The following is a 24,736-nucleotide window of genomic DNA, read 5'->3' as shown; positions in this document are numbered from 1 at the left end:
GCTGCCTGCTAGGCGCTGTGGACGCCCACCTCGTACAGCGAGTATCCCCAATCCGTGCCCCGGTCCAGGCCGTGCACCCGGACGTAGCGGGCGGGGGTGCCGGTGAACCTGGCCGTGTCCAGGCCGCCGTCGCCGGAGGTGGTGGACCAGGCGGTCGTCCAGGTGGTGCCGTCGGTGGAGAGTTCGACGCGGTACGACTTCCCGTACGCGCGCTCCCAGTCGAGGGTGACGCGGGAGACCAGGTTGGTGGAGCCCAGGTCGACCTGCCACCACTGGTCGTCGCTCCAGTCGCCGGCCCAGCGGCTGGCGTCGTCGCCGTCCACGGCCCGGCCGGGCTGGTAGCTGGTGAACGGGTTGGACTCGGACGAACTCGCCGTGGCGGTACGGCCCTTGGCGAGGTTCACCGAGGCCTGGTGCTGCTCGGTCGAGCCCCAGGTGCCGAGGTAGGACTCGGCGCCCCGGAAGAGGTCGTCCACCACGTCCTGTCCCGCGACGAGCCGGATGTCCTCGATCCAGTCGGGGACCAGGCCCACGTCGGCGGCGCCGTCGGTGTTGTAGTCGAAGGTGCGGGTGCCGACGGTCTGTCTGTCGATGACGGAGCCGCCGTCGACGCTCCTGAAGGGGTAGGTGACCTTGTTCGCGGCGTCGGCTCCGCGCGGGGCGGGGTGGTCGCCGATGCCGTTGAAGTCGGTGCCGTAGCCGTAGCCGACGCCGTACTTGTCACGCAGCGCGTCGGTGCGCTCGGCCTCGGCGCCGAACGCCTCGGAGCCGTGCATGTACTGGGCGACGAAGCCGCCGAGGGAGTAGACCCGCTCGGTCCAGTTGAGGTCCATCCAGCTGTGCGAGGACAGCACGCCGGGGTAGTTCGCGGCCTCGAAGATGTCGAGCGCCTGCCCGGTGGCCTTGACGCTCATGTGGTCGATCTCGAGCATCATCTTGCGCTTCATCATGCCGCGCACCGCGTACTCGCCCAGGGCGGTGAGACCGCGGGTGTTGCACTGGGCGTCCGCGTCGTACGAGGGGACCTCCGTGCCCGCCGGCAGGTCCGCCTCCGCCTCTGAGGCGGCGGTGCCGATCGGGTTGTCGTGCTGCGGTCCGGTGCACTTCTCGGTCTGCCAGAAGGTGCCGGTGGACAGGAACTGGCCGACGTTGATGGCCGTGCCGAGGCCGCCCTCGTCGAAGCGGACGCCGCACAGCGCGTTGTCGAACTTGTGGCACAGGAACATGCTGCGCACGCCCAGCGCGTACAGCTCGTCCAGCCCCTTGTCGACGTCGGCCTGGCTGCACTGCGCGATGTCGAAGATCTGCTTGCAGCCGAACGGTTCGGAGGTCTCGACGCCCAGGACGACCGCCAGCTTGCCCTGCTTGACGACCTCACGCGCCTGCGCGCTGTCCAGGACGATCCGGAACCAGCCCTTGCCGGTGCCGCCGTACATCTTGTCGATGTAGGCCTGGAGGTCGTACGTCAGCTTCGCCTGGAGGCGGATCGACGTCATCTCGTCACAACTGCGCTCCTTGAACGGGTAGATGGAGCAGATCATGCCGTTGGTGACCAGGTCGTTGACCAGCACCCGCTGTCCGCCGCGCCAGGCCCGCTCCACCCAGGCGTAGTAGTTCGCCTGATGGGTCATCGAGTCGTAGGCCGGCCAGTCCTTGAAGGTCGGCCAGCCGGCCGGGTCGTGCTTTCCGTCGCCGCCGTGGGTGATGTAGTCGAAGAGCGCGAGCGTGCCGTCGGGGTAGTGCTCGGGACAGTCCTTGAGCGCGTCGGCGACCCCGGCTTCGGAGAACACCTTGCCGCAGATCAGCCGGCCGCCGAAGGCCTCGTTGGAGAACAGGTGGTTGTGCGCGTCGACGAACCCGCGCACGTCGCCCGCCGAGTCGGTGCCGGTGAACGGCTCGCCGGTCACACCCACCTGGGAGTCGGGGGCCGGCCTGGCCGTGGGTGTCCACCAGTCCGCGCCGGCCGCCGAGCTCGGGGTGGGGCCGAGGACCGTGGCGAGCACGAGAAGGAGCAGCGAGACGACGGTGACATCTCGGCGTCTGCGGTACGGGCGTCCGGTAATGGTCACAGCCCACGTCCCTCGGTCGGCGGGAAGGCGCGGTCGACGAGGGCTTTTTGACTGCCCATGAGCTTGTCATGACCGACGCAAGATAGTGCGACGAGGATCGCGACAGATGCCTACCGAGTCAAGAGTCCGGGACGCTTGACCTGATGACCGAAGGCCCGGCGCGCGGCGCAAACTTCCCATGCCTGCCTTTCAGTTGCGTCGGAAGCACCGCGGGAGCACTCCCTCACCGGCACGCTTACACGTTCAGGTGATGATCCACAGGAGCGCGCCTCCCCGCCTCCGCTCTGCCCCTATCCAGGACGTATGGACAATTCTTCGGCTTCTGTAGACCCCGCTCGGCTCTCCCGCCGACGGTTCACCGCCGCCACCGCGGCCACCGCGACGACCGCCGCCGCACTCACGGTCGCCGCCCCGGCCGCGGCCCTGCCCCGGCAGCCCGTCTGCCCGCCCAGGTCCACCGCGGACTGGGCGACCTGCCTCACCGTCGCCCGCGCGCTGCTGGTGGTGGACGAGCACGACCGGCCGCTGGTGCCCCGGTACGAGAAGGTCCTCGCCGGCGGACTCCCCCGCGCCAGGACCGGGACCGGGAAGAAGGTCCTCGTGATCGGCGCCGGACCCGCCGGGCTGGTGGCCGCCTGGCTGCTGAAGCGGGCCGGGCACCGCGTCACGCTCGTGGAGGCCAACGGCAACCGGGTCGGCGGCCGCATCAAGACGTTCCGTACCGGCGGACACGAGCACGCGGCGCAGGCCTTCGCCGACCCGGCGCAGTACGCGGAGGCGGGCGCCATGCGGATCCCCGGCAGCCATCCGCTGGTGATGGGCCTGATCCGTCAACTGGGTGTCGAAAAGCGCCGGTTCCATCTCGTGGACGTCGACGCGGACGGCAAGCCCGTCAACAACGCCTGGCTGCACGTCAATGGCGTCCGGGTGCGCCGCTCCGCGTACGCGAAATCGCCGCGCAGGGTCAACCGGTCCTTCGGGGTGCCCCGGAAGTACTGGGACACCCCGTCCGCGACCATCCTGCGGGAGGCCCTGGACCCGGTGCGCGACGAGTTCAGCACCCGGGGCGCCGACGGCAAGCGGGTGGACAAGCCGCTGCCGGAGCGGGTGCAGGGCTGGGCACGGGTCGTGCAGCGGTTCGGGGACTGGTCGATGTACCGGTTCCTGACCGAGGAGGCGGGCCTCGACGAGCGGACCGTCGACCTGGTCGGCACGCTGGAGAACCTCACCTCTCGGCTGCCGTTGTCCTTCATCCACAGTTTCATCAGCGCCTCGCTCATCAGCCCTGACACCGAGTTCTGGGAGCTGGTCGGCGGCACGGCGACACTCCCGGACGCCCTGCTGAAGGAGGTCTCCGACGTCATCCGGCTCGACCGGCGCGCGACGCACATCGAGTACTGGGCGCCGGACCGGCAGGGCGACGACCACACCTCGCACGTGCGGGCCGACGGGCCGCACGTGTGGATCGACACCGTCTCCGAGGGGCGCGGCGGCAAGGTGGTGCGCGAGCAGTTCACCGCCGACCTCGCGATCGTCACGGTGCCGTTCTCGGGGCTGCGCCAGGTGCAGATCAGCCCGCTGATGTCGTACCGGAAGCGGCGTTCCGTCGCGGAGCTGCACTACGACAGCGCGACCAAGGTGCTGCTGGAGTTCAGCCGCCGCTGGTGGGAGTTCACCGAGGCGGACTGGAAGCGGGAGCTCGACGCCGTACGGCCGGGGCTCTACGAGGACTACCGGTCGGGCCGGGCGCCGGCCGACGGGAGCCTGCTCGGCGGGCATCCGTCCGTGCCGCCGGGGCACATCAGCGCGGGGCAGCGGGTGCATTACGCCGCCAACCGGTGGGCCGGCCGCGAGCAGCCCGAGGCGGCGCACATCGTCGGCGGCGGCTCGGTCTCCGACAACTCCAACCGGTTCATGATCAACCCGTCGCACCCGGTCGACGGCAGCGCGGGCGGGGTCGTCCTCGCCTCCTACAGCTGGGCCGACGACGCCTCCCGCTGGGACTCCCTGGACGACGAGGCGCGCTACCCGCACGCCCTGCGCGGGCTCCAGCAGGTCTACGGCCAGCGCGTCGAGGTCTTCTACACGGGCGCGGGCCGCACCCAGAGCTGGCTGCGCGATCCGTACGCCTACGGGGAGGCGTCCGTCCTGCTCCCCGGTCAGCACACGGAGCTGCTGAGCGCCATCCGCTCCGCCGAGGGCCCGCTGCTCTTCGCGGGCGACCACACCTCGGTCAAGCCGTCGTGGATCGAGGGCGCGCTGGAGTCGGGGGTCAGGGCGGCGCTGGAGGCGCACGAGGCCCAGGGACGACCCGGAGCGTTTTGAACGCGTTCAAATACGTAGTAGGGTCCCCTTCTGACAAGAGGGGGCCTTACCCATGAAGATCGTGCTGCCGGGCGGGACCGGGCAGGTGGGGACCGTGCTGCGCCGCGCGCTGACCGCGGCCGGACACGAGGTCGCGGTGCTGAGCAGACGGCCCACGGGTCACGGCGAGATCCTCTGGGACGGCCGCACCCTCGGCCCCTGGGCCGAGGTGATCGACGGCAGCGACGTCGTGGTCAACCTGGCAGGACGCAGCGTCAGCTGCCGCTACACACCGGACAACCTGCGGGCGATGATGGACTCCCGGGTGGACTCGGCCCGGGTCGTGGGCCGGGCGATCGCCGCCGCCGCGCGGCCCCCGCGGGTCTGGCTCCAGATGAGCACCGCCACCGTCTACGCCCACCGGTTCGACGCCCCCCACGACGAGGCCACCGGCGTGATCGGCGGAGCCGAACCCGGCGTCCCGGACTACTGGGGCTACAGCGTGGACATCGCGACCGCCTGGGAGCGGGAACAGGAGATGGCCGACACCCCGCACACCCGCAAGGTCGCCCTGCGGGCCGCGATGGTGATGAGCCCGGACCGGGGCGGGGTGTTCGACGTCCTGTCGCGGCTCGCCCGGCTCGGCCTCGGCGGCCCGGTCGCGGGCGGCCGTCAGTACGTGTCCTGGATCCACGACCACGACTTCGTCCGCGCGGTCGAGTTCCTCGTCGGACGCGACGACCTCGCCGGACCGGTGAACCTGGCCGCCCCCGCCCCCCTCCCCCACCGCGCGTTCATGCGCGCGCTGCGCGGCGCGTGGGGGGTCCCGGTGGGCCTGCCCGCGACGAAGTGGATGGCGGAACTCGGCGCCTTCGCCCTGCGCTCGGACACCGAACTGCTGCTCAAGAGCCGACGTGTCGTCCCCGGCCGGCTGCTCGACGCGGGCTTCGCCTTCGACCGGCCCGAGTGGCCGGAGGCCGCCGCCGACCTCGTACGACGGGTGCGAGGCCGCTGACGGGCCGCGCGGACGTGCACAGGGGTCACGTCCGCGCGGCTGTTCTCGGTGGGTGTCAGCTCGTCGCGCGGACCGCTTCGAGGATCAGCTCCGCGACCGCCTTCGGCTGCGACACCGCGACGGCGTGCGAGGCGCCGTCGATCTCGACGACCGTCGCCCCGGCCCGCTGGGCGCCGAAGCGCTCGACCTCGGGGTTGATGGCCTCGTCCGCACCGGCGATCAACGCCCAGGACGGCCTGGTCTGCCAGGCGGCCGCGGCGGCGGTCTCCTCGAACGCGGCGGCGGCCAGCGGGCGCTGGGACGCGGCCAGGATCTTGGTGACGCCCGCGGGCAGGTCGGCGGCGAACACCGACGGGAACGCGTCCTCGGCGATGGTGACCTCGACGGCCGGCTCGCCGCCCGGAACCGGGTACGTCCACTGCTTGAGGTTGCTGACCAGCGTGGAGAGCGGGAAGCGGCCCTGGAGCTCGCCGAGGCTCTCGCCCTCCGCCAGCGCGTAGGCGGCGACGTAGACGAGGCCGACGACGTTCTCCGTGGTGCCGGCCACCGTGATGAGGGCGCCGCCGTAGGAGTGACCGACGAGGATCACCGGGCCGTCGATCTGAGCGGCGAAGGAGGCGACGTACGCGGCGTCGGAGGCGAGGCCGCGCAGCGGGTTCGGCGGGGCGACCACGGGGACGCCGTGGCCCTGGAGCTCGGCGATGACGCCGGACCAGCTGGCGGCGTCCGCGAACGCTCCGTGGACCAGGACGACGGTGGGGGTAGTCATAGCGGTGTGTCTCCTGAGGGTCAGACGTGCAGAGCGTCGCGCAGGGTGCCGACGGCGAGCGTGATGGCGGCTTCGGCGGCGTACGTCGGGCGCAGCGCGTTCAGCATCACGAAGTCGTGGATGATGCCCTGGAAGCGCACCGCGGTGACCGGGACACCGGCGGCGCGCAGCTTGTTCGCGTACGCCTCGCCCTCGTCGCGCAGCACGTCGGCCTCGCCGGTGATGACCAGGGCGGGGGGCAGGTCCTTGAGCTGCTCGGTGGTGGCGCGCAGCGGGGACGCGGTGATCTGGGCGCGCTCGGCCTCGTCGGTCGTGTACTGGTCCCAGAACCACTGCATGCCGTCGCGGCGCAGGAAGTAGCCCTCCGCGAACTGGTGGTAGGAGCCGGTGTCGAAGCTCGCGTCGGTGACCGGGTAGAAGAGCACCTGCTGGACCAGCGGGACGCCGCCGCGCTCCTTGGCCATCAGGGTGAGGGCGGCGGTCATGTTGCCGCCGACGGAGTCACCCGCGACGGCGATGCGCGTGGCGTCGAGGCCCTTGGACGCGCCCTCCTCGACGATCCACCGGGCGACCGCGAAGTTCTGCTCGATGGCGACCGGGTAGCGGGCCTCGGGAGAGAGGTCGTACTCGGGGAAGACGACCGCGGCCTCGGCGCCGACGGCGAGTTCGCGCACCAGCCGGTCGTGGGTGTGGGCGTTGCCGAACACCCAGCCCGCGCCATGGATGTAGAGGATCACCGGCAGGGTGCCCTCGGCACCGGCCGGCCTGACGATCCGGGCCCGGACGCTGCCCGTGGGGCCGCCGGAGACGGTGACCCACTCCTCGTCGATCGCGGGCTTGTGGATCTCACCGGACTGGACCTCGTCGACGGCCTTGCGCCCCTCCGCCGGCGGCAGGTCGAAGAGGTACGGCGGATTGGCGGTCGCCTCGGCGAACGCCGCGGCCTCGGGTTCGAGCACCGGCGTGACCGGCTCGACGACGTCGGACATGGCATCTCCTGCTGTATTCGATGTGCGTTGTGCGTTGTCTTGCTCCGCCACGCTAAATCCGCCGAGCGGGCGGAATTTGTCCGCCCGTGCACCGACGCTGTGCTCACAGTGCACAGCAGCCCTTTCCGTGGTGGGCACGGAATTCTTCCGGCCACGAAAGGAAATTCGAGAATACGATTCCGCTCCGCATGGTGAACAGCCGTGGATCACGGCCGCATTCAGCGGTGGCCGCTCCGCGCGCCGCGCCCCGCGGTGTCCCGCCATTCCCGCGGGGACATGCCGTAGGCCGACCGGAAGACCCGGCTGAAGTGCGTGGCGCTCAGGAAACCCCACCGGGCGGCCACGGCCGCGATGGTCCGGCCGCCGCGGCCGTACCGCATCAGATCGCGTCGGCACTCCTCCAGACGGCGGCGCAGAATCCACCGGCCCACGGTGGTGCCCTCGTCCTTGAACAGCTTGTGCAGATAGCGCACGGAGATGTGGTGGGCACGCGCGATGACCTCCGGGGACAGGTCCGGGTCGGTCAGGTGCAGTTCGACGTACTCCAGGATGCGGCCCAGCACCGGGGAGTGCGCGCCGGGTGTGCCCGGGGCCCCGGGCACACCGCGTGTTCCGGGTCCTCCGGCTCCGCCGGGCCCGCCGGGTCCGCCGGGTGATCCGGACGTTGCGGGCGTTCCCGGTACTGCCGTGCCCAACTGCTCGGCGGCGAGGGTGGCCAGCAGGTTCACCGCGTTCCAGGCGAGCATCTCGCCGACCTGAGGGCGGGCCTCGGCCGTGGCGCGGGCCAGGTCGGACAGCAGCGGCGACAGCAGGGTGCCGAGCCGGGAGGCGCGGGCCACCGGTGTCCGCGCGATCCGCCGCACGTCGGAGTCCACCAGCCCGAGCAGGTCGGCCGGGACGAGGAACGTCGTCGCCCGGAACGGCTCGCGGAAGTCGAGCGCGGGCGCGCGCCGGACGTCGTAGAAGCAGACGTCCCCGGGCGCCAGACGCAGGCCGAGGACATCCGGCGGCTCATCGGCGGGAGCTGGAGCAGCGGTGTCGGGGGCAGCGGTGTCGGGGGCAGCGGTGTCGGGCCGGGCGCCGCCGCGCAGGCCGACGAAGAGGTACTCGCCGGCGTCACGGGCGAGCAGTCGGTGCGTGGGGTGCGGCGACGCCTCGCCCGGCAGCCGGGCAGGTGTGTCCTCCCCGGTCGTGATCTCGACACCCAGGGGTGTCCGGACCACGGACCGGGCGTGGGTGCGGGCGCTGTCACAGGTACTGGTGGTGCTGGTAGTGGGCATCTTCCGCCGTAGCCTCCGGGGACCGTCCATCACGTCGTCCGGACGCTAGTTCGGCGGATGTGCAAAAAGAGTGACAACGAAGTGACAGCGCCTTCACCGGCCGCGTGGCCGGCCCTCCGCGGCGGCGCGTTCCGTGGCGAAGACCCGTAGCAGGTCATGGAGGGTGTAGCGGCCCGGCGCGGGCTCGGTGAGGAGGTGGGCGTCGGCGAGCACGCCGAGCAGCAGCCGGGCTCGGCGGACCGGCAGCCCGGCGAGCGCGGCGGCCCCGGCCGGGGTGATGTCGGGTCCTTCGTGCCGGGGCAGGAGCCGGAAGAGCCGCGCGCTGTCCGGCGCCAGCAGCCGGTAGGAACCCTGGAAGGCCTCGCGGATGGCGGCGAGGGCGTCGAGACTGCCGTGCGCCCCGCGCAGTTCGCCGGCCACCGCGGCGAGCGGGAGGTCCCGTCGGCCGGCCGCGCGCGCGGCGACGGCGGCCAGCGCGAGAGGCAACCGGCCGCACCGGGCGACGATCTCGTCGGCGGCCCGTGGTTCGGCGGTCACCCGCTCGGCACCGATCAGCCCGGCCAGCAACGCGTACGCCTCCTCGGCGGGCGGGGTTGCGAGGCGGAGCGGCCGTGCTCCCGAGGCGACCAGTCCGGGCAGGGCGTGGCGGCTGGTGACCAGCGCCAGGCAGCCCGGCCCGGTGGGCAGCAACGGGCTCAGCTGTCCGGTGCCGACGGCGTCGTCGAGGACCACGAGGACGCGCCGACGCGCGAGGAGGGTGCGGTACATGCCGGTCAGGGCGTCCAGCCCGTCCGGCATGCGGGATGCGGGCACGCCGAGCGCCGCGAGCATCGCGCGCAGCGCGTCGGCCGACTCCACGGCGGGCCGGGCCGGATCGGAGCCACGCAGCGCCACGTACAACTGCCCGTCCGGGAAACGGTCGGTGGCCCGGTGCGCCCAGTGCAGCGCGAGGGTGCTCTTGCCGATCCCGGCCATCCCGCCGACCAGCACGACCCCCGCCGCCGAGCCGGCCGCCCTCTCCAGCCATTCCGACTCGACGACACGCCCCACAAGGGAGGGAAGGGCCGACGGCAACTGGGCGGGCCGCACGAACTCCCCGACGACACGCCCCCGATCGGCGGGGACGTCGGACGTACGGCCGGGTCCGCCCACCTCGGCGGCTGCGGAACCCTCAGGGCCGGGAATCCCGATGCCGGGGGCCTCGACGCGGGACGTTCCAGTACCCCGCGCAGCGACACCGGGCGCCTCGGTGCCGGGAGCTCCGCTGCCGGACGCCCCGGCGCCAGCCACCCCGACACCGAACGCCCCCTCCACACACACCCCGATGCCCGGCACGCTTGTACCGGGCGCCCCGGCGCCGAGCGCCCCCATGCCCGGCGCCCCGGTGCCGGTTGGTCCGAGGGTGCGGATTCCGTTGGTGGCGGGGGCAGGGGCGGCGGGTCCCGGAGTGGGGGGCTCGGGTGGAAACGGGGCCGTGGGGGCCGGGGCCGTGGGGGCCGCCACCGTGGGGGCCGGGGCCGTGGGGGCCGGGGTCGTGGGGGGCTTCGTGGTGTGGATGGGGCGGTCGAGGTGGACGACAGGCCCGCTCTTGAGGCGGTGTCCGACGTCCTGGCGCAGTACCCGCGTGTGGGCCGCCGCCAGTTCGGTGCCCGGGGTGAGGCCGAGGTCGCGGGCGAGGCGGCGGCGGACGTCCTCGTACGCCCCCAGCGCCTCCGCCTGGAGTCCGCAGGCGGCCAGGACCAGCACCAGTCTGGCGTGCAGCGACTCGTCGAGGGGGTCGTGCGCGGTGGCCCGGCGCAGGGCGGGCAGCGCCTGCTCGGCGTGGCCGCACAGCAGCGCCGCGTCGGCGGCCAGCCGGGCCGTCTCGAGGAGTTCCCGTTGCACGGCCGTGAACTGGACGTGCTCGCGCGCGGATACCGGGATCCCCATCGCCACCTGCCCACGCCACTCCCCCAGCGCCAGGACGAACTGCCGGGCCGCCGTCTCGGCCCGTCCGGTGGCCGCCGCCCGTTTGCCCTGCCGGGTCAGCTCACGGAAGCGCAGCAGGTCGACCTCGTCGGTCGCCGCCTCCAGGAGGTAGCCGCCGGTGCGGCGCAGCAGACGCCGGCCCGGGGCGCGGGGCGGCAACCCCGGTTCGAGCAGCCGCCGCAACGCGCCGACATAGCGCCGCACCACGTTCAGCGCGCTGGCGGGCGGCCGCTCGGCCCACAGCACGTCGACGATCTCGGTGGTCGGCACGGACCGGCCGGCGTGCGCCAGGAGCAGGGCGAGCAGGGCGCGTTGCTGAGGGAAGCCGGGATCGAGCTCCCGCTCCTCCCGCCACACCCGTACCGGCCCCAGCACCTCGAAGCGCATCACTTCACCCAACGCGTCGTCCGGCGGCGTGATCGAGCCGGAGCCGGGTGTCAGACGGCACCGGCATGACCGTCCCGTGCGTTCAGCAGTGTCTCGACCCGCTCGGCGTCGGGATGGTTCAGGCTCCTGAGGAGGACCAGGGCCTGCTGCCACGCGGTGCGGGCGCCGTCGTGGTCGCCGGTGGCGAGGTGGGTGTCGCCGACCCGGACCAGGATGTCGGCCTCGACGTACGGCACGCCCTGGTCGCGCAGCAGGGCGAGGGCGTTGCGGTAGCCGAGCAGCGCGTGCGGGTGGCGGCCGAGGTGGTGGTGGGCGTAGGCGATGCTGTCCCAGGTGGCGGCCTGCCCGTAGCGGTCCCCGAGTTCCTGGAGCATGGTGAGGGCCTCGAAGCAGTGCGTCAGGGCACGCCGGTACTCGCCGAGCTGAGCGTGGTACCAGCCGACCGAGTTCAGCACGCTGGCCTGCGCGGCACGGTCGCCGAGCGTACGGAACAGGCCGAGGGCGAACCGGTTGTGGCGCAGGGCACCGGGCAGGTCACCCCGCTGGTCGCATTCCCAGCCGAGACTGCGGTGGGTGTGGGCACGGCCCGTGTCGTCGCCCAGCTCGGTGAAGAGTTCCAGGGCGCGCTCCAGTCGGGGAACGGACCGGGAGTGCAGACCGAGCCGGCCCTCCACCCGGGCCAGTCCACGCAGGCCGCGGGCCTCCAGCGCGGGGTCGGCGAGCCGTCGGGCGGCGTCGAGCGCGGTGCGCTGCACGGCGAGCCCGTCGTGCCAGTGGCCGCGCCGGTCGAAGAACGGCTCCAGGGACCAGGCCAGTTGGCAGGCGAGACGTTCCTGCACGGGCTGTCCCGACGCGGCGGCCGTCTCGACCACGGCGAGCAGGACCGCGTGTTCGGCGGTGAGCCAGGCCAGGGCGCGGTCGTCGTCGGCGAGGGGTTCGGGATGGACGCCCTCGGGCGCGGGCGGCGGGGGCAACGGGTCGGCGTTGGGGGCCAGCAGCCGGTCCGCGGTGTGAACGGTATGCAGGTAGTGGTGGTGCAGCCGGTTCAGGGCCGCCGCACGGTCGGCCTCGGTGTGCCGCTCGTGGACGAGTTCGCCGGCGTGGGCGCGGAGCAGGTCGTGGAAGGCGTAGCGGCCGGGACCGTGTTCGGTGACGAGGTGCAGTCCGGTCAGCTCGGCCAGCAGCGGTCGGGCCCGGCGTACCGGCAGGCCGGCCAGGGCGGCCGCGGCCGGCAGGGAGAGGTCGGGGCCGGGGTGCAGCGCGAGCAGCCGGAACAGCCGGGCCGCCGCCGCCGAGACCGCGCGCGAGGACCAGGAGAAGACCGTGCCGACGTCCACGGAGGCGTCGGAGCGGACGAAGGCGTCGAGGCTGCCGTGGGCCTCGCGCAGCTCGGCGGCGACGGCGGCGAGCGGGAAGTGGGGGTGACCGGCGGCGCGGGCGGCGACGCAGGCGAGGGCGAGGGGCAGTCCGGCGCACAGTTCGCTGATCTCGTCGGCCGCCCGGGGTTCGGCCGCGACCCGCTCCGCGCCCAGGCGGCGGACCAGGAAGGCCCGCGCCTGGACGGCATCGAAGGGGCGCAGGACCAGGGAGTGGGCACCGTGGGCGGCGACGAGCCCGGCCAGTTCGTCACGGCTGGTGACGATGGTGAGGCAGCCGGGCGAGCCGGGCAGCAGCGGCCGCACCTGCTCGACGTCCCGCGCGTTGTCCAGCACCACGAGGACCCGGCGGCCGGCGAGCACGCTGCGGTAGAGGGCCGCCTGCGCGTCCACCCCGTGCGGGACGCGTTCCGGCGGTACACCGAGCGCACCGAGGAACCCCCGGACCGCTTCCCCCGGGTCCAGGACGGCGCCGGACGGGTCGAAGCCGCGCAGGTTGACGTAGAGCTGCCCGTCGGGGAACCGGTCGGCGACGCGGTGGGCCCAGTGCACCGCGAGCGTGGTCTTGCCGACGCCCGCCATACCGCCGATGGCGCTGATCACCACGGTCCCGGGCCCCGACCCGTCCGCACCGGACAGCGCGAACGCCTCGTCGAGCTCGACGTCCCGACCGGTGAACACCTCTATGCCGTGGGGTAGTTGGGCAGGCGGCGGCAGAGCGGACGGCGCCGGCGGACCCGGCGCAGGCGCGTGCGCAGGCGCCGGGTCCGCGAGGGAACCGTCCGCGCCCGCGCCATCGGACACCGCACCGCTCGACTCACCTGACGACGACCCGACCGCCGTCTCCGGCACCCCGTGCAGCACCGTGTCGCGCGCGTCGCGCAGCACCGCTCCGGGGTCGATCCCCAGTTCCTCGGCCAGCCGCGCCCGTACGGCCTCGTAGGCGGCCAGCGCCTCCGAGCGATGGCCGACCGCCGCCAGCGCGAGGAGCAGTCCCGCCTGGAGGGGTTCGTCCAACGGATGCCGCGCGGCGGCCTGTCGCAGGTCGGCCAGGACCACGTCCGGCCTGCCGGCGCGCAGCGCGGCGTCCGCCGCCTGCCGCACGGCGGCCGGCAGCTCACGGTCCACGGCCTCGAACGCGGGGTGCGCACGGGCCTGCGCGGGAATGCCGACGGCGAGGGGTCCGCGCCACAACGACAGCGCCTCGGTGAGGAGTTCGAGCGCCTGCGCGGGTGACCGGTCGGCGATCCGGCGCCCCTCCTCGCACAGCGCGCGAAACCTCAGCAGGTCGGAGGAGTCACCGTCGGTCACCAGCCGGTATCCACCGGCGTCCCGCACCAGCCAGCGCCCCTCCGCGCGGGCGGCGAGGCCGGGCTCCAGCAGCCGGCGCAGCGAACCCACATGGCGCCGGACGACATTGACCGCGCTGCGCGGTGGAGCCGCTCCCCACAGGACGTCGACGATCTCGCTCACGGCGACCGGCCGCCCCGCTCCGACCAGCAGCAGGGCCAGGAAGGCGCGTTCCTGCGGTCCTCCGAGCTCCAGTTCCGCATCCCCCCGGAAGACCCGAACGGCTCCCAGGACCGCGAACCGCAACGGCTCCAGCGGCACGCCATCCCCTCCCTCCGGTCTTCCTCCCCGGCTTCGACTGTACGACAGGAGAGAAGTTACCCAGAGTTACACATGACGCGTTCCGGCTGTTCAGAGACGGCGGCAGGCCAAAAACTTGTTGAGCTAGGTAAAAACCTAGGGATACTAGGAAACTGTTGCGAGGGCATAGAGGTCCCTCGCCCGCACGGACAACCGACTGGAGCAAGCCATGAACCCGCCCCGGACCGGCACCCTGGCAGTGCCCGGCGCCACCCTCCACTACGAGACCCTCGGCAGCGGACCGGTCCTGCTGCTCATCCCCGGCGGCGCCGGGGACGCCGGACTGTACGCGGGCATGGCACCGGAGCTGGCCACCCGCTACACGGTCGTCTCGTACGACCCGCGCGGTCTGTCCCGCAGCCCTCTCGACGGCCCGGCGGACACTCCACGCGCCGACGAGGAGGTGCCGGTCTGGAGCGACGACGCCCACCGGTTGCTCGAACTGCTCTCCCCCGGCGAAGAGGCGGTCGTCCTCGGCTGCAGCTCCGGCGCCGTCGTCGCGGTGGAACTGCTCGCCCGGCACCCCGAGCGGCTGCGCCGGGTGGTCGCGCACGAGCCGCCGCTGCTGGAACTGCTGGAGGACCCCGCCCCGCATCGAGCGCTGTTCGCCGAGGTACGCGAGACCTTCCGCACCGAGGGCGCCGACGCCGCCATGACCCGGCTCGGTGAGGGACTGGGTGAGGGACTGGCGGACGGGCCGGGCCCGCAGCCGCCCGCGCATCCCACGGAACTGCCGCCCGAGATAAGGGAGATGGCCGTCCGGATGCACACCAATCTGCCGGTCTTCCTGGGCCGCGTCCTCTGCCCGTTCTCCTCGGCCGTACCCGACCTCGCCGCGCTCCGGTCCGTGGCGCACAAGCTGGTCCCGGCCGCCGGGCGCGACTCCCGCCGCCAACTCCCTTTGTACGGACCGGCCGCGCGCCTCGCGGAGCTGCTGGGATCCGGACTCGTCGAGTTCCCGGGCGGCCACCTCGGCGCCGTCGAGTCCCCGAAGGAGTTCGCCGACCGTCTGCTGACCGTCCTGGACCGCCCGGACCGGTGACGGCCCACCGGTCCGCACCGCCCCCGACCTGGCCGGCGGACAGACACGCGGGGTCCGGGACGACTTCGCCCCGGACCCCGAGAAACCGTGGAGTGAGTGACCGTTCGTCAGCAGGTGCGGCCGGTGTAGTGGGCGCCCTGGATCTTGGCGGCGGAGCCCAGCCACGACGTGCCGGGACCGACGCACCGCTCGTAGTCGGCCGCCCAGGCCACGTCGACCTTGATGACCACGCGTGAGCCGTCCGACGTGCAGTGGTTGTAGAAGGCGTCGGAACCGGTCTCGTAGAAGCCGCACGGGTCCGCGGCGGCGGGACCCGCGGTGGCGGCGGTCAGTGCACCCAGAGAGGTGAGGACGAGAGCGACGGAACCGAGGGTGCTGAGCACCGTACGACGAACACGCACAGCGGAACTCCTTGCCGGGAAATGAGGGTCGATAGCGAGAAAAGCCCAGGTCCGCCGAGGGAACCAAGGCCTGCACCAGGATCGCCGCGTGCCCTCGAAGATGATCGAACGACGGGCCTCGTTCACCCCGCGAATCGTTTCGCCGCTACTCCGTCGGAGTGGTCGTCCCCGGAAGGGCGACTAGGCGGGGCGGGGTCCCCGGGATGGCGGGCCGCTTCACCCGGGTGAGCGCCTTGAGTGGTGGAGCGGGGCTCGCTGACTGACGGTGGATCACGTCAGGCCGGGTCGTGTCAGCTGACGAGGTGTCGGCTGCCCGGTCGTGACGGAAGGACCATCAGATGCGTTCTGCTCGCATGATCCTGGCCACCGCGGCGGCTTCGGCCGCCCTCGCCATCGGCGCCCCCGGCGCCTACGCCGCCGGTGACACGGACCACGACGAATCGTCCTACAGCAAGGAGGACAGCTCCTCGTACAGCAAGGAGCACGACAAGGAGGACGACTCCTCGTACAGCAAGGAGGAGGACTCCTCCTCCGGCAAGGAGCACGGCAAGGAAGAGCACGGCAAGGAGCACGGCAAGGAGGAGCACGACAAGCCCAGTGGCGGCATCCACACCGGCGGCGGCGCCCTCGCCCTGGTGAACGACAGCAGCGACCACGGCGCGGCGAAGGACCCCAAGTACGACCCCGAGACGTACAAGGACAAGGACACCGAGCACGGCAAGGACTCCTGGAACGGCGGGAAGGAAGAGGAGTCCGGCGGCTGGAGCAAGGAGCACGACAAGCCCAGCGGCGGCATGCACACCGGCGGCGGCGGCCTCGCCACCCCCTCGGCGACCGCGGCCGGAATCGGCGTCCTCGCCGTCGCCGGCACCGGCATCTACGCCCTGCGCCGCAAGAAGACGGTGGGGGGTGTGGCCTGACCCATGCCTGACGCGATAGCGAAGCCGCGGCCGCCACACATGCCCCCTGTGGCGGCCCGGCCCGCGTTCCGCCGACCGGCTCCTTTCGGCCGCGCCGATCCCGGCCGGGATCGTATGCGGGAACCCCTACGCCCCTGTCGGCCCGCCCGCTTCGCCCGTACACTGACAAATTGTAGACGTGCGGACGCAGTTGACCGGGGGGAGCCGCCATGTCGGGGGACCAGTACGGCAGATACAACGACACCGACCACAACACCTTCTACTACGTTCCGCCCATGCCGTCGGCCCCGCCGCCGGCGCCGGCGGACGGCGCTCGGGCCGTCGCGGTGGCCGTGCTCAACCTCAGTGGTCTGGGCCTGGGTTACGCGCTGGTGCGCCGCTGGGCGCTGATGGCGCTCTGCTGGATCGCCACCGCCGTCCTGCTGTTCGTGGCGCTGCCGGCCGACCCGGACGGTGTCCCGGCTCTCGCTCTCTTCCTGTACGTCCTGTTCCTCGTCGCGGTGGCGGCGGACGGTGCGCGCGTGGGTCTGCGCACCCGGCTGACGGGACTGCGGCGGGCGCCGCTCGCGCTCGGCCTCGGACTGCTCCTGCTCGTCGTGCCGGCCGGGGGTGTCGTGCTGTACGACAGCGCGCGGGACGAGGCGACCCAGCAGATGCTGCTCGACCGGCTCGACGAGGCCGACGAGCTGGTGCAGGCCGCGGCTGACAAGCCGTTCAACTCGGCCCAGGCCGACTACCGCAAGGCGCTGGGCGTCTACGCGGATCTCAGGTCCGACCACTCCGGTTCCCGGGCGGCCGAGCGGGTGCCCGCCCGGATGAAGACCTACTACACGACGGTCGGAGCCGCGTACGCGCAGGGCGACTACTGCGAGGCGGTGGAGCCGCTGAAGTATCTGCGGACGGTTCCCAAGAGCCTGCCCGGGACGGATCTCGGGGCACTGAAGACATGGCCCGACGACCGGCTGGCCACCTCGCTGTACGAGTGCGCGTCGACGGCGCTCACGGCGGGCGAGGCCAACTGGGGGTCGCAGTACGGGGAACTGCTGTCCACCTTCCCCGAGTCGGAGCAGGCCGCGAAGGTCGAACCCGCCGTGGCCGCCGCCGTCGTCCGTACGGAGAAGGACCTGCACGGGGCCGAACCCTGCTCCGCGGTCCAGCGGCTGCGCACGCTCGGCTCCCAGATCGACGGCCTGGAGGCCGGGCAGGCGGACATCGGCGCCGCTCTCGACAAGGACAGCCGACGGGCCACGACCAGCGCCGACACCGGCACGTACACCTGCGGCGTGGACCAGTACCGGGACGGCGACTTCGAGTCGGCGCAGACGACCATGACGGAGTACGCCTCCGCCCACAAGACCGCCAAGAACGCCGGCCTGGCGAAGAAGATCGCCATAGCGGCGGAGATCGCCCAGACCGTGCCGGCCGCGGGCAAGAAGCTGCCGACCACCCGTACCGGCGGCAGCATCTCGGTCACCGTGCAGAATGACAGTCCGGACGCGGTCACGGTCCTCTTCACGGGCCCGGTCACCGGCAGCTTCACCCTCAAGGCCTGCGGCAGCTGCAAGGCGTACTCCTTCAGCAGCACCATCAACCCGTCGTTCGAGCCGTGCAACGACAGCGGCAAGAACTATCCGCAGCGCACCATCAGCCTGCCGGTCGGCACCACGTTCTTCCTGCACAAGCCGAACGGCGACAGCTCCGCCACGCCGGCCTCGGACACGGCCAAGCTCGAGTCGGGCTACATCTACACGGAGTGCGCCTACACGACGCAGAGCTTGGGGTCGGGCCTCTGAATTCCGTGTGAAAGTCCGGGGGATTTCCGCCCGCTGAAAGGCTGTCAGCAGCGCACTTTGTTACCTGTGGGTCGCATGTGACGGGTGATAAGGTGCGCCGGAATTCTCTCGCGCAGGGCCCCCACACGAAAGCCTTGAGATACTCCATGAACGACATAATGGCGGAAACGCCCGTGCATTCCTTTGCCCCGGGCGGTCGACGCCGGCACCGCAAGGCCAGGCAGAGCAGCACCGGCGTCCGGCGGGCGATCGTGCTCGCGCTGGCCCTGCCCGTCACCTCGGCGGCCCTGGCCGGCCCCTCGGCGTTCGCCGCCGAGAAGGGCATCGGCACGACGGCCAAGGACACGGCGGCGGGCCGGACGCTCGACGCGGACGACCGGCAACTGGTCGCCAATCTCGAGGCCCGCGTCGTCGACCCGCGCCTGGGGTCCGAGGTCAGCGGTGTGGTCCTGGACTCCGAGTCCGACACCACCCTGTGGGACCACAACGGGGCGACCGCGCTGATGCCGGCGTCCAACACCAAGCTCGCCACGGCGACCGCCGCCCTGACCGTGCTCGGCCCGGACCACACGTTCACCACGAAGGTCGTCTACGGCAACGGCACCCTGACCGTGGTCGGGGGCGGCGACCGTACGCTGACCAGCGCCGACCTCGCCGAACTGGCGAAGACCGCGGTCGCCGGGCTCAAGGCGGCGGGGCTGACGTCGGTGAAGGTCGCCGTGGACGACAGCCTCTTCGGCGCGCCGACCCTGGCCAACGGCTGGAACACCGGCTACTACCCCGACTCCGTCGCCCCGGTACGCGCCCTGGTCGTCGACGGGCACGGCGTCCAGGACACCTCGATCGACGCCGGGCAGGTCTTCGCCCAGCAGCTCACGGCGGCCGGGGTCACCGTCGACGGCGCCGTCACCCGCGCCGAGGCGGCCCCGGGCGACGTACCGGTGGCACGGCACCGGTCGGCAGCGCTGTCGGAGATCGTCCACAAGATGATCAAGGTCAGCGACAACAACATCGCCGAGACCCTGCTGCGGATGACCGCGCTCGGGGCGGGCCGCCCGGCCACCTTCGAGGACGGCACGGACGTCGTGCGCAAGGTGCTGAGCCTTCGGTACGGCGTTTCCCTCGACAACTTCGAGATCTACGACGGAAGCGGCCTTTCGCGGGCCAATCGCATTCCGGCCGCCACGCTCGCGGAAATCCTCGAACTGCTGACGGAATCGCGCTACTCCCCCACTCTGGGCTCCATCCTCGACGGGCTGCCCGTCTCCGGTGAGGCCGGCAGCACGCTCGGTCCGGAATGGGGCCGCTTCGACGACGTGAACTCCAAGTGCGCGGTCGGCAAGGTGCACGCGAAGACCGGCACCCTGACCGGAGCCATCGCCCTGAGCGGTCTGACCCAGGGCAAGGACGGCAAGTGGAAGGTCTTCTCCTTCATCGAGAACAACTCCACGGCCAACCCGAACGACATCAAGGACGCCATGGACGGCCTCGCGGCCACCGTGAACGGCTGCTGGGCGTAGCGGACGCCCCTGCGCGACGAGAGGGCCGGCACCTGCGGGGCCGGCCCTTTCGCGGCACAGCCCGACCCGTCCACCGACTGTGACCCACACCACATGGAAACGCCGCCGTTTCGATGACTTCGAGGGCTAGTCTGACCATCAAGTGAACGAAACAGTTTCGTTCATGAGAGGCGTACGCCCCCACTCGCATGGAGAACACAGCCATGGCCTCCGTACTCATCGCCAACGACCAGTCCCTTCAACGCGTCGGCCTGCGCATGCTGCTGACCGCCGAGCCCGACCTGACCGTCGTGGGCGACACGGCGAGCGGGGCCGAAGCGGTCCGGATGAGCGCCGCGCTCCGTCCCGACGTCGTCCTGCTCGGCGGCCTGCATCCCGGGACGGACGGCATCGAGACCATCCGCCGCATCGCCCACCCGCCACGCCTCACCGCGGTCCCCGGCCTCACCGCGGTCCCCGGCCTCACCGCGGCCCCTGGCCCCGCCGGGCCGGTCGGGCAGCCGCCGCGGATCCTGGTGCTGACCTCCACCGGTGACGAGGGGTACGCCTACGCCGCGCTGCGCGCGGGCGCCGGCGGATTCCTCCTGGAGGACGCCACACCCCACGAACTCACCGCGGCCGTCCGCGTCGTGGCAGCCGGAGACGCCGTCATCACCCCCGAGCTGACCCGCGCGCTCATCGACACCGTCCGCCATGAGCCCGCCCCGCGCCCCGGCGAGCGGGCTGTCGGACCCGACGCCTTCACCGGGCGCGAACGCGATGTCCTCGTCGCCGTCGCCTCCGGCTGGTCCAACGCGGAGATCGCCGCACGGCTGTCCATCGCCCCGACCACCGTGAAGTCCCACGTCAGCCACATCCTCGCCAAGATCGGCGCCCGCGCCCGGGTCCAGGCGGTCGCCTTCGCCTACGAGTACGGCCTGGTACGCCCGGCGGCCTGACGACGACCCCGCTCCCGCGGAGCCCCGCGCCGCGCCCCCGTCAGGCCGGCGCGGCCGTGGTGCCACGGCGGACGAGACGGGGGGTGAGGACGACCTCGCGTGCCTCGGTGCGGCCCTGGTCGAGGCGCTCGACGGCGGCGGTCACCGCGTGCCGGGCCTGCTCCCGGGCGCCCTGGCTGACGGTCGTCAGGTTGAAGCAGCTCAGCCGGGCGAGCGTGTCGTCGTCGTAGCCGACCACCGAGACCCGCCCCGGGACGGCCACGCCCGCCCGGGCGAGGGCGGCGAGGACCCCGATGGCGCACTGGTCGTTGAAGGCCACGACAGCCGTGGGCAGGTCGTCGGCCTCGATGAGCCGACGGGCCGCGTGTTCGCCGCCCTCCTCCGTGTTGTCGCCGTGCAGCACCCGGATGCCGGCCTCGAGCCCGCGGCGGCGCATGGCCGTGCGGTAGCCGCGCCGCCGGTCGGTGGCGATGACACCCCTGCCGCCGTCGACGTAGACGATCTCGCGGTGTCCGAGATCGACCAGATGGTCGACGATCTGGCCCACACCCTCGTCGTCCGCGGTGCGTACGACGTCCAGCCCCGCGTCGGCGATCCGGCGGCCCACCGCGATGACGGGTGACTTGCGGTCGAGGGCGGCGAGGGTGTCGGCGGGGGCGGTCGGGCCCAGCAGGATCAGCGCCTCGCTGCGGAAGGCCAGCAGTGTCTCCACGGCGGTGTGCTCGTCGCGGGTGCGGGTGAGGGTGCTCAGGACGAGGTCGTAACCGACGTCCTCGGCGGCCGTGTGCAGATGCTCGACGAGTTCGGCGTGGAACGGACTGTGGATGTCGACCATGACGCCGAGCAGCCGGGTGCGCCTGCTGGCCAGCATGCTGGCCGTGCGGTCCACCTGGTAGCCGAGATCGGCGGCCGCCCGCAGGACCCGCTCCCGGGTCCGCTCGCTCGGACCGGGCACTCCGCGCAGCACCAGGGAGACCGAGGCGGTGGACACACCCACCCGCGCGGCCACGTCCTCCAGCCTGGGGCGCTTGTGCGCGCCACTCCCCCGACCTGCGGAATCACCCTCGTCCACCTGCGCCTCCCCGCCGAAAACTCCCCGTGCAACACCCTTGACACACTCACAAAACAAGGCTGATATTACCAGGACTTAAAGCGCTTTAAATTGTCCTGATGTTCCGACCAGGTCGATCCGGCACCCACAAGGCGCCCGCCCTCGACTCGGCCGCGACCCCCACCGCGAACGAACCCGCGAGCGAACCGCGACCCACCCGCGAACCGCGAGCGCAGGGACCCTCCCCGTAGCCGCCGAATCCCCTGCACAGTGAGGTGCACGCAGTATGAATCGCACGTCCCTTCCCCGTTCCCGCAGAACCGTCTCCCTCGTGGCCGTGGCCGCGGCGGCCGCACTGACCCTCGCGGGCTGCTCCAGCGGCTCCGGCGGCAAGAAGGCCGAAGAGGAGGCGGGCAACGTCTCCGCGGGCAAGGCCGACACCCCTCGCATGACCATCGCGATGGTCACCCACGCACCCTCCGGCGACACGTTCTGGGACACCATCCGCAAGGGTGCCGAGGCCGCCGCCGCCAAGGACAACGTCAAGCTCATCTACTCCAACGACGAGACGGCCGGCGACCAGGCCAACCTGGTGCAGAACGCGATCGACCAGAAGGTCGACGGCATCGCGGTCACCCTCGCCAAGCCGGACGCGCTCAAGGACGTGGTCGCCAAGGCCGAGCAGGCCGGCATCCCGGTCGTCGGCCTCAACGCCGGCCTGGGCGTCTGGAAGGAGCAGGGCCTGCTGTCCTTCTTCGGGCAGGACGAGTCCGTCTCCGGCCAGGCACTCGGCACCAAGATCGACGGCACCGGTGCCAAGCACGCCCTCTGCGTGATCCAGGCACAGGGAGACGTCAACCTCGAAGAACGCTGCGCCGGCGTGAAGAAGACCTTCGGCGGCAAGACCGACATCCTCTACGTCAACGGCACGGACATGCCGTCCGTGAAGTCGACGATCACCGCCAAGCTCAAGCAGGACAGCTCCATCGACGAGGTGGTCACCCTCGGCGCCCCCGTCGCGCTGACGGCGGTGCAGTCGGTGTCCGAGTCGGGCAGCAAGGCCAAGGTCGCCACCTTCGACCTCAACAAGGACCTGGTCTCCGCCATCGAGAAGGGCACGATCGAGTTCGCCGTCGACCAGCAGCCCTACCTCCAGGGCTACTTGGCGGTCGACTCGCTGTGGCTCTACAAGACCAACGGCAACTTCAGCGGCGGCGGCGAGCAGCCCGTGCTGACCGGCCCGGCCTTCGTCGAGAAGTCCAACGTCGAGGCCGTCGCCAAGTTCGCCGCGAAGGGCACCAGGTGATGAGTGTGACGCAGCAGGCTGCGCCGGCGGTGACCACACCGCCGGCCTCCGGCCCGAAGCAGACCGACGGCCGGACCGCGCAACGCCCGCTGGCCCTGCGGTTGTTGGCCCGCCCCGAGGTGGGGGTGTTCCTCGGCGCGGTCGCGGTGTACGTGTTCTTCCTGATCGCGGCGCCGCCGGTGCGTGACGGCAGTTCGATGGCCAACATCCTGTACCAGTCGTCGACGATCGGGATCATGGCGCTGCCGGTGGCGCTGCTGATGATCGGCGGCGAGTTCGACCTGTCGGCCGGTGTCGCCGTCATCACCTCGGCGCTCACCGCGTCCATGCTCAGCTACCAACTCACGACGAATGTCTGGGTCGGTGTGGTCATCGCCCTGGCGGTGTCGCTGGGGGTCGGCTTCCTCAACGGCTGGTTGGTGATCAGGACCGGGCTGCCGAGCTTCCTGATCACGCTGGGCACGTTCCTGATCCTCCAGGGTGTCAATCTCGCGGTGACCAAGCTGGTCACCACCAACGTGGCCACCGACGACATCAGTGACATGGACGGCTTCGGTCAGGCGAAGAAGGTCTTCGCCTCGTCCTTCGACGTCGGCGGCGTCCAGGTCAAGATCACCGTGGTGTGGTGGCTGGTCTTCGCGGCCATCGCCACCTGGGTTCTGCTGCGGACGAAGTACGGCAACTGGGTCTTCGCGGTGGGCGGTAACAAGGAGAGCGCGCGGGCGGTCGGCGTGCCCGTGACGTTCACGAAGATCTCGCTGTTCATGCTGGTCGGTTTCGGTGCCTGGTTCGTCGGGATGCACCAGCTGTTCACCTTCAACACCGTGCAGTCCGGCGAGGGCGTCGGCCAGGAGCTGATCTACATCTCCGCGGCCGTCATCGGCGGCTGTCTGCTGACCGGCGGCGCCGGCTCGGCGATCGGCCCGGTCTTCGGGGCGTTCATGTTCGGGATGGTGCAGCAGGGCATCGTCTACGCGGGCTGGAACCCCGACTGGTTCAAGGCCTTCCTCGGCGTCATGCTCCTCGGCGCCGTCCTCATCAATCTGTGGGTCCAGCGCACGGCCACCCGGAGGTGACCACCCTTATGACTACGACCAACGACATCACGGCAGAGGGCACCCCTGTCGTCGAGCTGAAGGCCACCGGCAAGTCCTACGGCAACATCCGTGCCCTGCACGGGGTCGATCTCGCCGTCCGGCCCGGCCAGGTGACCTGTGTCCTCGGCGACAACGGCGCCGGCAAGTCGACGCTGATCAAGATCGTCTCGGGGCTGCACCAGCACACCGAGGGCGAGTTCCTCGTCGACGGCCACCCCGTGCGTTTCTCCACCCCGCGCGAGGCCCTCGACAAGGGCATCGCCACCGTCTACCAGGACCTGGCCACCGTGCCGCTGATGCCGGTGTGGCGCAACTTCTTCCTGGGCTCCGAACTCACCAAGGGCCCCTGGCCCGTGCGCCGTCTCGACATCGAGAAGATGAAGCAGACCGCCGACGACGAACTGCGCCACATGGGCATCGTCCTCGACGACCTCGAACAGCCCATCGGCACCCTCTCCGGCGGCCAGCGCCAGTGCGTCGCCATCGCCCGCGCCGTCCACTTCGGCGCCCGCGTCCTCATCCTCGACGAGCCCACCGCCGCCCTCGGCGTCAAACAGTCCGGCGTGGTCCTGAAGTACATCGCCGCCGCCCGCGACCGCGGCCTCGGCGTCATCTTCATCACCCACAACCCCCACCACGCCTACATGGTCGGCGACCACTTCAGCGTCCTGCGCCTGGGCACCATGGAACTCTCCGCCTCCCGCGACCAGGTCAGCCTCGAAGAACTCACCAACCACATGGCCGGCGGCACCGAACTCGCCGCACTCAAACACGAACTGGCCCAAGTGCGCGGCGTCGACGTCGAGAAGCTCCCCGACGCCGCAGCCGTCTCCTCCTGACCCGACCCACCCGGAAGGCAAC

The 24,736-nt window shown here is 71.8% G+C and carries 18 protein-coding genes; 10 read left to right on the top strand and 8 right to left on the bottom strand.

Annotated elements, in window-relative coordinates:
• Nucleotides 1–8 precede the first annotated feature (8 nt).
• Complete coding sequence (locus OG933_RS37180) at nt 9–2,069, bottom strand: discoidin domain-containing protein (RefSeq protein ID WP_405631293.1); 2,061 nt, start codon at nt 2,067–2,069, stop codon at nt 9–11.
• Between the two features lie 303 nt (nt 2,070–2,372).
• Between OG933_RS37180 and OG933_RS37175 the strand changes: the two genes are divergently transcribed.
• Together OG933_RS37175 and OG933_RS37170 are read left to right on the top strand one after the other, a co-directional pair.
• Nucleotides 2,373–4,394 carry an FAD-dependent oxidoreductase gene (locus OG933_RS37175; RefSeq protein ID WP_405631290.1) on the top strand — a complete coding sequence of 674 codons (2,022 nt, stop codon included), beginning with the start codon at nt 2,373–2,375 and terminating at the stop codon, nt 4,392–4,394.
• A gap of 52 nt (nt 4,395–4,446) precedes the next feature.
• Nucleotides 4,447–5,388, top strand: coding sequence for a DUF1731 domain-containing protein (locus tag OG933_RS37170; protein ID WP_362528943.1), 942 nt, complete (start codon nt 4,447–4,449; stop codon nt 5,386–5,388).
• Between the two features lie 55 nt (nt 5,389–5,443).
• Here the strand turns inward: OG933_RS37170 and OG933_RS37165 are convergent, their stop codons facing one another.
• The 5 genes from OG933_RS37165 to OG933_RS37145 form a co-directional block, all read right to left on the bottom strand.
• The gene (locus tag OG933_RS37165) at nt 5,444–6,157 is read right to left on the bottom strand and encodes an alpha/beta fold hydrolase (RefSeq protein WP_405631287.1); all 714 of its coding nucleotides are present in this window, start codon (nt 6,155–6,157) and stop codon (nt 5,444–5,446) included.
• A 20-nt stretch (nt 6,158–6,177) separates the two neighbouring features.
• Nucleotides 6,178–7,146: an alpha/beta hydrolase gene (locus OG933_RS37160; RefSeq protein ID WP_362528948.1), complete on the bottom strand. Its 969-nt coding sequence runs from the start codon at nt 7,144–7,146 to the stop codon at nt 6,178–6,180.
• A gap of 218 nt (nt 7,147–7,364) precedes the next feature.
• Nucleotides 7,365–8,426 (bottom strand): helix-turn-helix transcriptional regulator, encoded by a 1,062-nt coding sequence (locus OG933_RS37155; RefSeq protein WP_405631284.1) that lies wholly within the window; start codon nt 8,424–8,426, stop codon nt 7,365–7,367.
• A 93-nt stretch (nt 8,427–8,519) separates the two neighbouring features.
• Nucleotides 8,520–10,781 carry a BTAD domain-containing putative transcriptional regulator gene (locus OG933_RS37150; protein ID WP_405631282.1) on the bottom strand — a complete coding sequence of 754 codons (2,262 nt, stop codon included), beginning with the start codon at nt 10,779–10,781 and terminating at the stop codon, nt 8,520–8,522.
• Between the two features lie 50 nt (nt 10,782–10,831).
• Entirely contained in the window at nt 10,832–13,768 is a 2,937-nt protein-coding gene (locus OG933_RS37145; RefSeq protein ID WP_405631279.1) for an AfsR/SARP family transcriptional regulator, read from the bottom strand.
• A gap of 208 nt (nt 13,769–13,976) precedes the next feature.
• Between OG933_RS37145 and OG933_RS37140 the strand changes: the two genes are divergently transcribed.
• Nucleotides 13,977–14,849, top strand: coding sequence for an alpha/beta fold hydrolase (locus OG933_RS37140; protein ID WP_405631278.1), 873 nt, complete (start codon nt 13,977–13,979; stop codon nt 14,847–14,849).
• 107 nt (nt 14,850–14,956) lie between these two features.
• Here the strand turns inward: OG933_RS37140 and OG933_RS37135 are convergent, their stop codons facing one another.
• Nucleotides 14,957–15,250, bottom strand: a complete 294-nt coding sequence (locus OG933_RS37135; protein WP_037733872.1) for a DUF6355 family natural product biosynthesis protein — start codon at nt 15,248–15,250, stop codon at nt 14,957–14,959.
• A 338-nt stretch (nt 15,251–15,588) separates the two neighbouring features.
• Here OG933_RS37135 and OG933_RS37130 point away from each other — a divergent pair, with 338 nt between their 5' ends.
• The 4 genes from OG933_RS37130 (at nt 15,589) to OG933_RS37115 (ending at nt 20,421) form a co-directional block, all read left to right on the top strand.
• Nucleotides 15,589–16,170 (top strand): hypothetical protein, encoded by a 582-nt coding sequence (locus tag OG933_RS37130; protein WP_405631275.1) that lies wholly within the window; start codon nt 15,589–15,591, stop codon nt 16,168–16,170.
• A 209-nt stretch (nt 16,171–16,379) separates the two neighbouring features.
• A complete protein-coding gene (locus OG933_RS37125) occupies nt 16,380–17,963 on the top strand; it encodes a hypothetical protein (RefSeq protein WP_405631273.1) in 1,584 nt (527 codons plus the stop codon).
• A gap of 158 nt (nt 17,964–18,121) precedes the next feature.
• Nucleotides 18,122–19,483 carry a D-alanyl-D-alanine carboxypeptidase/D-alanyl-D-alanine-endopeptidase gene (gene dacB / locus OG933_RS37120; RefSeq protein ID WP_405633622.1) on the top strand — a complete coding sequence of 454 codons (1,362 nt, stop codon included), beginning with the start codon at nt 18,122–18,124 and terminating at the stop codon, nt 19,481–19,483.
• A gap of 203 nt (nt 19,484–19,686) precedes the next feature.
• Nucleotides 19,687–20,421, top strand: coding sequence for a LuxR C-terminal-related transcriptional regulator (locus OG933_RS37115; protein ID WP_405631271.1), 735 nt, complete (start codon nt 19,687–19,689; stop codon nt 20,419–20,421).
• 40 nt (nt 20,422–20,461) lie between these two features.
• Here OG933_RS37115 and OG933_RS37110 read toward each other — a convergent pair whose 3' ends face one another.
• Nucleotides 20,462–21,430 carry a LacI family DNA-binding transcriptional regulator gene (locus tag OG933_RS37110; protein WP_405631269.1) on the bottom strand — a complete coding sequence of 323 codons (969 nt, stop codon included), beginning with the start codon at nt 21,428–21,430 and terminating at the stop codon, nt 20,462–20,464.
• Nucleotides 21,431–21,758: 328 nt separating this feature from the next.
• On the opposite strand from OG933_RS37110, the gene OG933_RS37105 reads away from it, so the two are divergent.
• Genes OG933_RS37105 through OG933_RS37095 form a run of 3 tightly spaced genes read left to right on the top strand, consistent with a single transcriptional unit; the run spans nt 21,759 to nt 24,714 of the window.
• On the top strand, nt 21,759–22,778 hold the full coding sequence (locus OG933_RS37105; RefSeq protein ID WP_362528972.1) for a sugar ABC transporter substrate-binding protein: 1,020 nt from the start codon (nt 21,759–21,761) through the stop codon (nt 22,776–22,778).
• Nucleotides 22,778–23,854, top strand: a complete 1,077-nt coding sequence (locus tag OG933_RS37100) for an ABC transporter permease (protein WP_405631267.1) — start codon at nt 22,778–22,780, stop codon at nt 23,852–23,854. Before OG933_RS37105 ends, OG933_RS37100 begins: the two co-directional genes overlap by 1 nt.
• Before the next feature lie 8 nt (nt 23,855–23,862).
• Nucleotides 23,863–24,714 (top strand): ATP-binding cassette domain-containing protein, encoded by an 852-nt coding sequence (locus OG933_RS37095; protein WP_405631265.1) that lies wholly within the window; start codon nt 23,863–23,865, stop codon nt 24,712–24,714.
• Nucleotides 24,715–24,736: the final 22 nt, after the last annotated feature.

The sequence above is a fragment of the Streptomyces sp. NBC_00016 genome (genome assembly GCF_045040885.1).
GTDB lineage: Bacteria > Actinomycetota > Actinomycetes > Streptomycetales > Streptomycetaceae > Streptomyces > Streptomyces coriariae.
This window is presented reverse-complemented; position numbering and strand designations above follow the sequence as displayed.